Annotated in this window: 9 protein-coding genes, 1 rRNA gene and 2 pseudogenes; 9 read left to right on the forward strand and 3 right to left on the reverse strand. The window is 34.0% G+C overall.

What is annotated here, in order from left to right; all coding sequences use genetic code 11:
- Positions 1-95 precede the first annotated feature (95 nt).
- The 3 genes and pseudogenes from ABLO99_RS02095 to ABLO99_RS02105 form a co-directional block, all read right to left on the reverse strand.
- Positions 96-300: pseudogene (locus ABLO99_RS02095) on the reverse strand (IS256 family transposase); the annotation flags it as partial.
- Positions 301-334: 34 nt separating this feature from the next.
- Positions 335-1,070, reverse strand: a pseudogene (locus ABLO99_RS02100) (transposase).
- Positions 1,071-1,726: 656 nt separating this feature from the next.
- Positions 1,727-2,275, reverse strand: coding sequence for a hypothetical protein (locus ABLO99_RS02105; protein ID WP_349968054.1), 549 nt, complete (start codon positions 2,273-2,275; stop codon positions 1,727-1,729).
- A gap of 220 nt (positions 2,276-2,495) precedes the next feature.
- Here ABLO99_RS02105 and ABLO99_RS02110 point away from each other — a divergent pair.
- The 9 genes from ABLO99_RS02110 (at position 2,496) to atpG (ending at position 11,856) form a co-directional block, all read left to right on the forward strand.
- A 16S ribosomal RNA gene (locus ABLO99_RS02110) occupies positions 2,496-3,999 on the forward strand.
- A gap of 104 nt (positions 4,000-4,103) precedes the next feature.
- On the forward strand, positions 4,104-4,481 hold the full coding sequence (sdhC, locus tag ABLO99_RS02115) for a succinate dehydrogenase, cytochrome b556 subunit (protein WP_047759433.1): 378 nt from the start codon (positions 4,104-4,106) through the stop codon (positions 4,479-4,481).
- On the forward strand, positions 4,478-4,843 hold the full coding sequence (gene sdhD, locus ABLO99_RS02120) for a succinate dehydrogenase, hydrophobic membrane anchor protein (RefSeq protein ID WP_153295603.1): 366 nt from the start codon (positions 4,478-4,480) through the stop codon (positions 4,841-4,843). The genes sdhC and sdhD overlap by 4 nt, the downstream gene beginning before the upstream one ends.
- Positions 4,844-4,919: 76 nt before the next feature.
- Complete coding sequence (locus tag ABLO99_RS02125) at positions 4,920-6,185, forward strand: hypothetical protein (RefSeq protein ID WP_349968056.1); 1,266 nt, start codon at positions 4,920-4,922, stop codon at positions 6,183-6,185.
- A gap of 101 nt (positions 6,186-6,286) precedes the next feature.
- Positions 6,287-7,588, forward strand: a complete 1,302-nt coding sequence (locus ABLO99_RS02130; RefSeq protein ID WP_349968059.1) for a sugar phosphate nucleotidyltransferase — start codon at positions 6,287-6,289, stop codon at positions 7,586-7,588.
- A 116-nt stretch (positions 7,589-7,704) separates the two neighbouring features.
- Entirely contained in the window at positions 7,705-8,934 is a 1,230-nt protein-coding gene (locus ABLO99_RS02135) for a lipoprotein-releasing ABC transporter permease subunit (RefSeq protein WP_349968061.1), read from the forward strand.
- The gene (locus tag ABLO99_RS02140; protein ID WP_047759437.1) at positions 8,927-9,658 is read left to right on the forward strand and encodes a hypothetical protein; all 732 of its coding nucleotides are present in this window, start codon (positions 8,927-8,929) and stop codon (positions 9,656-9,658) included. Before ABLO99_RS02135 ends, ABLO99_RS02140 begins: the two co-directional genes overlap by 8 nt.
- Positions 9,655-10,878, forward strand: a complete 1,224-nt coding sequence (locus tag ABLO99_RS02145) for a tetratricopeptide repeat protein (RefSeq protein ID WP_349968063.1) — start codon at positions 9,655-9,657, stop codon at positions 10,876-10,878. Before ABLO99_RS02140 ends, ABLO99_RS02145 begins: the two co-directional genes overlap by 4 nt.
- Before the next feature lie 105 nt (positions 10,879-10,983).
- Positions 10,984-11,856, forward strand: a complete 873-nt coding sequence (gene atpG / locus ABLO99_RS02150; protein ID WP_349968064.1) for an ATP synthase F1 subunit gamma — start codon at positions 10,984-10,986, stop codon at positions 11,854-11,856.
- Positions 11,857-11,872: the final 16 nt, after the last annotated feature.

Raw genomic sequence — 11,872 nt, forward strand, 5'->3', positions numbered from 1 at the left:
TAATTTTTTTGTTGACTAGCAAGATGGTATCTTTCTTATGCCACTTTTCCTTAACTTGACGCGTATGGTTAAATAAACTGTGTCAAACCGAATTTTTAGTTCAACTCAATTCTTAACCTACCAGGAAAAAAGATATCAAGTTGAGACATAGTTAAAGCCCAATTAGACAGAGCCATTTTTGCTCTACTTTCTTTATAGCGCAATATACCTGTTTGTACAAGGCGTTTGTACTGGTCTTTAGTTTTAATTGATTTGTCTATATAACCCCTCAATTGGATTGGTAGTATAAATCAGCTTTCTAGAGTATAGCCCTTCTCATAATAGTCCAGAAAGGTCATAAGAAGGAAGAATCGACAGCATGACGAAAAGATGTGAATAGAGTTCCTGATTCTGTTTTTTATAGCAAACCAATTATGCTCAATTTTGTTAAAATTTGGAGAATACGGAGGCAGATATAAAATTTCTGCACCAACCCCTTTAGCAAATCTTATTAGACTTATGAAAAGTAGCATTATCAAGTTTGTCCAGATCGGTGTCAGAAACTGCTCAAACCATTTATTAACATATTGCAGTAAAGGTTAACGGAGCAACTACCTTTCTTCCACTTAAGGCTGCAATCATACTGATTCGTTGAGTTTTCTTACCAGATTTTAGAGCATAAAACCGCTTTCCCTTCTGACAATATCCATAAGTTCACTGCTATCAATGCCAGACTCATCTATATACACCAATTCTTTAAGTTCTTTTGTCGCTATAACCTTTGCAAATTGAGATCGCTTTTCCTCATTTCTTTCTTTGTATCCATAGGTCTTTTTTTTCTTGTGAATCCTATATTTTTAAGTGCTCGATTGTCTACTAATATTGCCCCAACATCTCTGACTGAGTTTTGCCACCTTGCTCATTTGCAAATTCGGCAAATGCATTCCAGTTGGTAATTTTATGCCATGCTTCCAGGCTTTTTTGACTGAAAATCTCCCGTTTTCTCACGTCTTTTCTTCCACTCATATAAAGTTGTTTTTCCGATCTTAAATCTCTTGGGCTCCACTCTCTCCTTCATCCAACGCTTCCATTACCCTTTTCCTTAAGTCATAACTATATGCTACTTATCTTCACTACTATAAATCCATATCTTACTCTTTTTGGACTATTATGAGAAGGGCTATAGAACCACAATATTTGAATATATAGAAATTTTTTATAATAAACAACGTAGACATTCTACATTGCATTCCTGAACTTTTTGATTCATCATTTTCATAGCAAAAACGTCTTAACTTTCTCTCTACTTTTTTTGGGTAAGGTCAGAGAGGGGTTGTTGGAAAAGTGCTTAACTGTAACTCTCTGGCTACCTACTCTACGCATGCTGCGTTTGATGAGGCGGGAGTTGGAAACGTAAATATGGGAATTTGGATTGAGGACCATCATGAAAGTGATGGATAAGCCATCAAACCCTAAAGTAGGCGCGCCAGCTCTCGACCCTACTGCTAACGCTTAATTTAAGCGCGATTTGGCTGAATGTAGAAAAAATTTAAAAGACATACAGGCGCTATAATTTTATGTAATCTACCAATAAATACCCTAAATTTTGTTATTGAATCTGCAGGTCAAAAATAAGTTTTGAGTCATAAATACCCTTAATGTCATAATAAGGAGACTGATGAAATTTGTAAAGCAACTTTTTCTGCTTTCATTGAATCCAACACACTGCTGTTATGCAAGCAGTTTTTTAGCTTTCGTATATCTGAAGTAATTCTTGTGCATTGGCCTTGATTAGAGTAGGGCATTCTCTATCATTTAATAGTGAATGCAGTATTTCAATTGCACCTTTAATATCATTATTATGTATCTTTACTATAGCGGTTACTTCTTGGCTTGAATAAGGATACACTGTACTTGATTGTAAACTATCAATTGTTTCTTGATTTATTTTTTTACCATTAGAGTGAAGTGAGCTCATTACTTCTAAGTATCGTGCTAATTCACAAAAAACATCAGGAATATCTTTATTATCTGCTAAATCACTATAAATAGATGCTGTATCTGTTGGCGTTGAATCTGAGATATGATTAAATGCGCGTTCAAAATTTGCTAAATACTTCCAGTTTGAGTCTATTTCTTCTAGCAGTGGATTATTATCTTTTTTTAAGAATAATCCTTCATAAAACTTGTCACCTGAAGTTATAGATTGTTTTGTATTACCAATGTTATGCAATAAGTATAATATGATGCCAACTAACATTGGCGCAAGTGCAAGCAGAAAGATGTATTTTTTCATGTTAATATTCTAAATGATTATATATTTATACATTAATGCCTTTTGATTTGCAAAAACATATTGACATATTGATTATATCACATAATAATGTTTTCAAAGTTGTTTGAATAGTTGGAGATTAAAATATTTCTAAAGTAGAAATAAAGACAGCAGTATTAAGCTAAATTATTTTTTATCGGATTTATCCGATGTATCCTCAACCTTTTATAGGTTGAAGTCTAAATTTGAGAGTTTGATCCTGGCTCAGAATGAACGCTGGCGGCAGGCCTAACACATGCAAGTCGAACGGAATTATATTGTAGCTTGCTACGGTATAATTTAGTGGCAGACGGGTGAGTAATGTATAGGAATCTACCTAGTAGTACGGAATAATTGTTGGAAACGGCAACTAATACCGTATACGCCCCACGGGGGAAAAATTTATTGCTATTAGATGAGCCTATATTAGATTAGCTTGTTGGTAGGGTAATAGCTTACCAAGGCAATGATCTATAGCTGATCTGAGAGGATGATCAGCCACACTGGAACTGAGATACGGTCCAGACTCCTACGGGAGGCAGCAGTGGGGAATATTGGACAATGGGCGAAAGCCTGATCCAGCTATGCCGCATGAGTGAAGAAGGCCTTTGGGTTGTAAAGCTCTTTTAGTGAGGAAGATAATGACGGTACTCACAGAAGAAGTCCTGGCTAACTCCGTGCCAGCAGCCGCGGTAATACGGAGAGGGCTAGCGTTATTCGGAATTATTGGGCGTAAAGGGCGCGTAGGCTGACTAATAAGTTAAAAGTGAAATCCCGAGGCTTAACCTTGGAATTGCTTTTAAAACTGTTAATCTAGAGATTGAAAGAGGATAGAGGAATTCCTAGTGTAGAGGTAAAATTCGTAAATATTAGGAGGAACACCAGTGGCGAAGGCGTCTATCTGGTTCAAATCTGACGCTGAGGCGCGAAGGCGTGGGGAGCAAACAGGATTAGATACCCTGGTAGTCCACGCTGTAAACGATGAATGTTAAATATGGGAAATTTATTTTCTGTATTACAGCTAACGCGTTAAACATTCCGCCTGGGGACTACGGTCGCAAGATTAAAACTCAAAGGAATTGACGGGGACCCGCACAAGCGGTGGAGCATGTGGTTTAATTCGATGCAACGCGAAAAACCTTACCACTCCTTGACATGGAAATCATACCTATTCGAAGGGATAGGGTCGGTTCGGCCGGATTTCACACAGGTGTTGCATGGCTGTCGTCAGCTCGTGTCGTGAGATGTTGGGTTAAGTCCCGCAACGAGCGCAACCCTCATCCTTAGTTACCATCAGATAATGCTGGGGACTTTAAGGAAACTGCTAGTGATAAACTGGAGGAAGGTGGGGATGATGTCAAGTCATCATGGCCCTTATGGAGTGGGCTACACACGTGCTACAATGGTGGCTACAATGGGCTGCAAAGTCGCGAGGCTAAGCTAATCCCTTAAAAGCCATCTCAGTTCGGATTGCACTCTGCAACTCGAGTGCATGAAGTTGGAATCGCTAGTAATCGTGGATCAGCATGCCACGGTGAATACGTTCTCGGGTCTTGTACACACTGCCCGTCACGCCATGGGAATTGGTTTCACTCGAAGCTAATGACCTAACCGTAAGGAGGGAGTTATTTAAAGTGGGATCAGTGACTGGGGTGAAGTCGTAACAAGGTAGCAGTAGGGGAATCTGCAGCTGGATTACCTCCTTAGGCTTTGTACATAGCTTATCATTTTAAATGGTGGTATTGTTATGTGCTATGCTGCTGTCTTTACTTCTACTTTATTTTTTTTAATTTCCCGGTAACGGAATTTTATGAGTGATAGGCCTCTTTCTCCACATTTACAAATATATAAAGTACAGGTTACTAGTTTTTTCTCTATTATGCATAGATTGACTGGTATCTTGCTATTCCTTTTATTAATGATACTTTCTTGGTGTTTCATATTATATGTTTATTTTCCCAAGTTATTTATAGTAAAGTACTTAAATGTATTATTATTTACTCCTATTGCTAAATTAGCTTATGTTTTATATTTTATAAGCTTCTTATATCATTTTCTTAATGGTATTCGTCATTTATTGTGGGATGCTGGACTTAATTTAGAAATTGCTAGTGTTTCAAAAAGTGCTATGTTACTAACAGTAACGCTACTTCTTTCTACTATGGCCTTTTTATTTATGCTTATATGAGTCAATCTGGAAATTCAGTACATCATTGGTGGATCCAGCGTGTTTCTGCGGTGATTTTATTATTTTTATTTCCTTGGTTTATTTATTCACTTTCTTGCACATTTTATATTGATAGCTCTTTATCTTTTAGTGAAAAATTATTTCAGGCTGTTAATCACCCGCTAGAGCTTTTATTTTTTGTTATATTGGTATTCTGTGTTTTTTGGCATGCAGTTCTTGGGATGCAGGTAGTGTGTGAGGATTATATATACAATATACCTCTACGGATTTTTACAGTTATGTGTATAAAGTGCTTATCAAGCATTACTTATATAACCCTTGCATTTACAATCTTTTTCTTTTACAGGCATATTTTCTTGTAAAATTGTCAGTTCTGTGTTAATATATTGTTAGTGTACTAATTTTATTATTGAACTATAGCGGTTTTGGTTTAGCAATATGTTTGGGGTATTAAAAACAAGGGTAACAGATCTTATACTAAAAGTGAAGGGTATATTTACCTCATCCGAATCTCAAGTTTATGTCAAAGACCTTAGAAAGATAATGATATATGAGAATGGACGAAAGTGTCAATATCCAAAAAATTATGATCAGATTGTAGATTCTGGGAGAGTTGTAAAAAAAAATGACAAGCTTGTAAAAGATAAAGACGGAAATCCAGAGTACCAGCTTATATATAATAAATACAAATTTGATCTAGCCTTGGTTAAAGAAATTGATAAAAAATCTTACTTTACTATTGACTTTTTAGTTAGTAAAGGTAGGCGTGAGGTTAATGATTATAGTAAATTTTATAAGCCATTTAAGTTTTCAAAAATAGATCTTGAAAAACACTTGCCGGTCTTTGAGTTTGATACTGAGTTACTTAGATTAACTAATTCCTCTTTTCTTGCTAAAAAAGATTGTTCTATCAATGATAAAACAGGAAAGGTTAATGAAGAGCATAGAGATGAGAAAGGGAGAAACGGTAAGCTATTATACACTAGTGATTATAAGAAGCTAAGCAGCCATTTTTCAGAAATTAGAGATCAAAATGGCAATCTAGAGCTAGATAAGAGTCTTATATCTGTTCCTATTGTTTTTGCTACAAGCTTGGCTAAAGTTTGTACTAGGTTGTTAACTTTGATTCCTATAAAATTTGGGGAATATTTAATAAGCAAACAAAACCCAATTGCGAAGTTTTTAGGTTATGTTTTATTTACTCCTGCAATAGCAGTAAAAAATTTAGTAAATGTAGGAGCTACCATACTTAAAGCTCCAATTTTATTATTTGTAGCAAATGAAAAAAAGTATGGTGATGCTTACTACACTATGTGGAAATATCAATTGGAAGGATGTTGGGAAGAAGCAAAAAGTGACTTTCATGTTATTAAAGGTGGAGAAAGGCTAAAGCCAGGGCAAAAGCATCATAAGCCACTTAGTATAGTGGGCACATGGGATGAGCTTAACGCTAGGAGGCCAGATATTGAAAAAGGCTTAGAAAAGGTGCTGAATAAAAGTAGTGAAAGTATAGATAAATCTAGAAAATCAGGTATTGGAGAAAGCTTAAAGGAAAAGTTGCAAAACAAAATTAATGAAGAAATAGCTGGATTTGGAAATCAAAAGAGCGGCAATACTTATGTTGAGAAATTACAAAATGAGAGGAGTTTACAGAAAGACAAAGGTGCTCCATCATGTACCCACAATAATCAATCATTACTTTAAATCAACGTTTACTTTCTTTATTAACTATTCCACAACAAAAACTTGCATGCATTTTACTCTTAGTATAAGATGTTAATTATTTAATTAAATTTCTTAACTATATGCGCCCTGTAATACTATGTGGTGGTAGTGGCAGCAGACTTTGGCCTTTATCGAAGCCAAAGCAATTTCAAAAAATATTTAGCCATAACACTATGTTTCAGAACACTTTATTGAGGCTAAAAAGTGGTTATATGCCACCCATAATTGCCACAAATATACAGTACGAGTCGTTAGTGAAGAAGGAGTTGCATGCGCTGCGAGAGTATAAAGTGATTTTCGAACCAGTGAAAATTGGAACAGCGGCGGCAATACTAATTGCTGCACTTCTCTGCGATAAAAACGAGACAATCTTAATTCTGCCTTCAGACCATTTTATAGGTGATTTGAATAGTTTTTATGTTTCTATTGAGAAAGCGTTTAAGCTAGCCTCTGAAACTGACTCTATAGTTACTTTTGGGATCAAGCCTCATGAATTCAATTCTGAGTATGGCTATATAAATGCAGTTTATGATCAGAAAAGGAAATATCACATAGTAAAGAGCTTTATAGAAAAGCCTGAATATGAGTTGGACAACGATCATTATTGGAACTCTGGAATGTTTGTATTGAAAGCAAGACGCTATATAGATGAGATAAAAAAAATTGCTCTGCATCTCTATAATTTATGTTGTGCAAGTATAAAACATTTTGTACCACGAGAGAGATTTCTGTATTTGGAACAGCAAGATTGTGCAGGAATTGAGGGTATATCTATTGATCACCTAATGATAGAAAAAGCAGAAAATGTTGTAATGATAGAAGCCAATTTCGATTGGATGGATGTTGGTACTTGGGGTTCAGTTTTAGAATTAAGTAAGAGATTTAGTAAAAATTTGGAGTCATTTCAGCCTATAACCAAAGGAAGAGAGCCAGTTTTGATGACAGAAAATGATGCAAAAAATTTACTAAGTAGAGTTTATAAACGGCCAAATAAGAGCCTAATGTTGTTTATTAATAAAGTTAAGGAAGCAAAGCCAATAAGGAAAGAGATTAAGCCATGGGGATTTTATAGTATAGTTTTAATGGGCAAGGATTTTCTTATAAAATATCTTTTTATAAATCCACTAAGCTGTACTTCTAAGCAATTTCACCACTATAGAGATGAGTACCATATAATACTATCAGGAGTTGGATGTGTTAGTTTAGATGACAAAACATATGCTATAGCGAAAAATCATGTAATAGAGATTCCAAGGAAGGTGTTTCATAGAATTGAGAATAAAAGCACAAGCTTTCCTCTTGAGATAGTTGAGTTTCAGGTGGGGAAGTTTTTATCTGATAGTGATATAGTAAGATTGGACGATGTATATGGAAGGTTTTAATATAGGGTATTGAATATACTCTGCAAGCTTGCTAAATTTAGACAACCTAATTTTAGGTAAAGGAAAGTCTACAATTATATGAAGTCTAAAAAATATGATGTTTAAATCTTAGTATAATGTCCATTGCATTTGAAATTACTATAGCTGCTCGCTATTTGCGAGCAAAGAACTCCAGATTTTGTTCTATAATGACTTTATTCTCTATTATTGGTATTGCTCTTGGAGTTGCAATGCTAATAGTAGTAATGTCTGTAATGAATGGGTTCAGAGCAAGATTGCTTGACTCTGTACTTGGTATTAGTGGTCATATTAATGTTTACTTTGATAGAAACATTAGTTCAGATTACCATGCAGTGTCAAAATCTATTGAGAAAATCCCAGGTGTATTAAAAGCCATTTCTATGACCAATGATCAAGTGATCGTTGCAGCAAATGGTGGAATTGTAGGTAGCGTGGTCCGAGGTGTATCAGCTAAAGACTTATTTAATAATACTACTGTTACAAATAATGTGATTGTGGGTAATATGGAAAAATTTGATGAAGGGATAATAATAGGGGCAAGGTTAGCAGAAGCTTTGAAGATTGATTATGGTAATAATATTATGCTTGTATCGCCTGAAGGATTTGATGCATTGTTTAATGAAATGCCAAGAATGAAAGAATATAAAGTTGTAGCCATATTTGATATGGGTATGTTTGAGTATGATAATACCTTGATGTACATGCCCATGAAATCAGCTCAGGCTTTTTTTAATTATAAAGATAGTATAAGAAATATAGAAGTATTTGTAGACGATATCGCTGCGGCTAATAAGCTGGCAGATGCTATAGCAAAAGAAACAGGGATGAAAGCTGAAAGTTGGCAATCTCAGCAAAGCCATTATGTTAATGCTTTAAAAACTGAAAGAAATGTGATGTTTTTAATTCTTACTTTGATTATAGTTGTAGCAGCATTTAATATTGTTTCAAGTTTGATGATGATAGTGCGAGAAAAGAAATCTGCAATTGCAATCATGCGTACGTTTGGTGCAACAAGTGGAAGCATTATGCGCATATTTTGCGCTTGTGGACTACTAATTGGTTTTGCAGGAACTTGTCTTGGCTCTATTATAGGGGTTATTTTTTCTCTCAACATTGAGAATATTAGAGTGTTTTTAGAAAGCATTACTAATGTCAAATTGCTTGATCCTATGATACATTTTTTTTCAAGCTTGCCAGTAATACTATCCACTCAAGATGTGGTGAACATTTCCGTACTTGCATTGTTCTTATCATTTTTAGCGACAATTCCCCCTGCGTTGCAAGCAGCTGCACAAGATCCTGTGGAGATATTACGTTATGAATGATACTCAACAAAAATATATAGGTTGGTTCTTAATTGTATTATTGTTTGTCAGCTGTATTGCAATAAATAACATAATATTTTTTAAAATAAATCAGCAAGAAAGTGAAGACAGTATAAATGCTCTAACGGAAAAGATAGACGAGCTTAGAACGTTACTTGAAGTTAATCAATTTAAGGTAGAGAAAAAGATATTTGATTTAAAGAGAAATCTGCACACTCAATGTGAGCAAGGTGACGGTAGTTCAAGGCATAAGAACCTCGCAAAGTTACTTCTACTTGTAGTTAAAATGAGGAATTCATTATTGCAAGAAACAAAGTTTGATAATCATATAAATTCAATAAAGCCTTTGGTATCAGAGCTTGACGATCCAGAAATAGAAAATGCAGTAAATGAGCTAGAAAATTTGAAAGAGGTAGATACTTTACACGGTTTAAAATTGTCTTTTGAGAAGAATATTGCTGTTATTGACTATAATAAAAGTACATTGTTTAAAAAAATTATTTCAAATTGGATGAAAATAAAAGATAAAAATGATCCATTAAGAGCAAAGTTTATCGAAATTGAGGAGTCAATAAGCGATAATGATTGGCAGAGCATAGAAACCATAATAAGCGATTTAACATACCCGGAATTTAAGCCATGGCTTAATAAATTGAATGGTTTTATTGTGGCTTTCAAGAATACTTCAACAATATATCATCACTTATTACAATACATCTCATGAGTTATTTTATAATTTTTGCTCTCTCTTTTTTATTTGGGATATGGGTTAAGGTTAGTGGTGAAGTAGTCAAGTTAGAGCTAGGCAGCTATATTATAAGTATTGATCTGTATTTCGTTATTCTTGCTTGTGTAGTTCTATTATTTTTATTGATTGGAGTTGCACGTTTTTGTTCTTCTATTTCATCAACATTTGCTAACATAAAAAATAGAAGAAGAAGTAGGGAAGAATTGCTTCTCTTTGAAGCTTTCTTTAGCTTAGACTTAGGTGATATAGAGAACACTAATAAGCTAATTAAAAATCTAAATGAAGAAAGCGATAAATTATCTTTAGTAAAGCTCTTTAATTCAGGTAAAACGGGAAATTACAGCTTTTTTAGCCATAATTTGACGAGTATTGCAAGTAAAAATCGCAACTTAGCTCTACTTCTGGTCAATAAATTGATTGTTCACCTAAAGCAAGAAAGATCAGTCTTTCAAAAATTTATAGAATATTGCTCTAGTTCAATTAATGATAAAATTCTGTCTATTCCCTTTCAAATAGAGCATTGTATATTGCAAGAAGATTGGATAAATGCAATTTCAAAGTTAAAGGAAGCTATCAAATTCAATATTTTTCTTTCCTTTGATCGTAAAAAGATGTTAGCGGTTTTTTATTGCGCTTTAGCAAAGCAATACGAAGGTAAAGGAAGTTTTTACAAAGCTATAGATTATTTAGCTAAAGCACAAAGTTATTATGCAACTTTTCAGCCCATCAATTATTTAAAGGCAGAATTATATATCAAACTTGAAAAAATCAGAAAAGCTTCCGCAGTATTAGAGGAAGAGCATAGGGTAAATCCTACTCCTCAATCAGCTAGAATGTATATCAAGTTAAATAATAAAGGTGCTGAAGGATTATACAACTTACGTCCTGATTATTATTTTAGTTACTGTTTACTTGCTTCGTCTTCAATTAGTTTGGGTAAATATGATCTTGCAAGTCAGTATTTAGATACTGCTATGAAAAAAGCTAACTATATATCAATTTATCTTGTTATGATACGGCTCAAGATTATGTTGCAAGAGTATGATCAAGCAATTTATTGGTTAAACAAAATGGACTCAGAAGCTGTTCCTGATCCAAGTTGGAAATGTACTGGTTGTAATAGAGAGCTAAAGCAATGGGATTATAAGTGTTCGAGCTGCAATAGTTTTGATTGTATATACAATAAAGCTTTATAGTAAAATGCTCTTGTTAATTATTAAGAAAGGCCAATTCCATATTAAAAAAACTTGTTTTTAGACATTACCAGTTATATATTTTAATAAATTGGGGTTGTATACAAAATGAAGAGCTTGAAGGAACTGTCCTTAAGAATTAAGAATATTAAGTCTGTGCAGAAAACCACGAAAATAATGCAAATGGTTTCTGCAGCAAAATTATTACAAAGCCAAAAAAAATTATCAAATTCAAAATTGCATATATCTAAGCTGCATAGAATTATTTCTTCATCAATGCTGTCAATTGATCAAGATTTACTGGCAAGAGTTCTAAATGTCAATGGAGACGATTCTTACCTAATATTTGTTATTGCGTCTGATCGTGGCTTGTGTGGTAACTTTAACTCTTCTGTTATCAGATTTAGCCAGAAGCATATAAATAAATTAATTGTAAGTGGCAAGAAAGTAAATATTGTATTTTTTGGTAAAAAAGCTTTTGAGATAGGTAAGGGTAGATTTGACTCTAAAAGTATTTTGAAGGTTGAAAGTAATAAGGAAATCACGCTAAAGCATATAGAAGCTTTGGTTAGTGATATAGACTTAAGTAAATATGATAAGGTTAAAGTTTTGTATAGCAAATTTTATAATACCTTCACGCAAAAACCAATGTTGGAAACAATAAAACCATGGAGTAAAAGCTCATCCTTGATTGATAACTCTCTAGCTAATTCAACGACAGATTATAGCTATGAATATGAACCACAAAATGTTGAATTTATTTTAAAATCTTTGATTCAAGATTACATTGCAGTTGCTCTTTACTCCGCCTCACTTGAAAGTGCAACAAGTGAAAATAGTGCTAGAATGGTTGCTATGGAATCAGCAAACAGAAACACTAAAGAAATGCTGAATAAACTAGCACTGCTTTATAATCGTTCTCGTCAAGCAGCAATTACAACTGATTTGATTGAAGTTATAGGTGGTGCAGAATCTTTATAGAGACCTAAGGAATAAA

It is taken from the genome of Wolbachia endosymbiont of Armadillidium arcangelii (genome assembly GCF_040207875.1).
Lineage (GTDB): Bacteria > Pseudomonadota > Alphaproteobacteria > Rickettsiales > Anaplasmataceae > Wolbachia.

Coding starts and splice junctions, on each gene's coding strand:
- ABLO99_RS02105 (WP_349968054.1), bottom strand. CDS start 2,275: ATGAAAAAATACATCTTTCTGCTTGCACTTGCGCCAATGTTAGTTGGC.
- sdhC (WP_047759433.1), top strand. CDS start 4,104: ATGAGTGATAGGCCTCTTTCTCCACATTTACAAATATATAAAGTACAG.
- sdhD (WP_153295603.1), top strand. CDS start 4,478: ATGAGTCAATCTGGAAATTCAGTACATCATTGGTGGATCCAGCGTGTT.
- ABLO99_RS02125 (WP_349968056.1), top strand. CDS start 4,920: ATGTTTGGGGTATTAAAAACAAGGGTAACAGATCTTATACTAAAAGTG.
- ABLO99_RS02130 (WP_349968059.1), top strand. CDS start 6,287: ATGCGCCCTGTAATACTATGTGGTGGTAGTGGCAGCAGACTTTGGCCT.
- ABLO99_RS02135 (WP_349968061.1), top strand. CDS start 7,705: ATGTCCATTGCATTTGAAATTACTATAGCTGCTCGCTATTTGCGAGCA.
- ABLO99_RS02140 (WP_047759437.1), top strand. CDS start 8,927: ATGAATGATACTCAACAAAAATATATAGGTTGGTTCTTAATTGTATTA.
- ABLO99_RS02145 (WP_349968063.1), top strand. CDS start 9,655: ATGAGTTATTTTATAATTTTTGCTCTCTCTTTTTTATTTGGGATATGG.
- atpG (WP_349968064.1), top strand. CDS start 10,984: ATGAAGAGCTTGAAGGAACTGTCCTTAAGAATTAAGAATATTAAGTCT.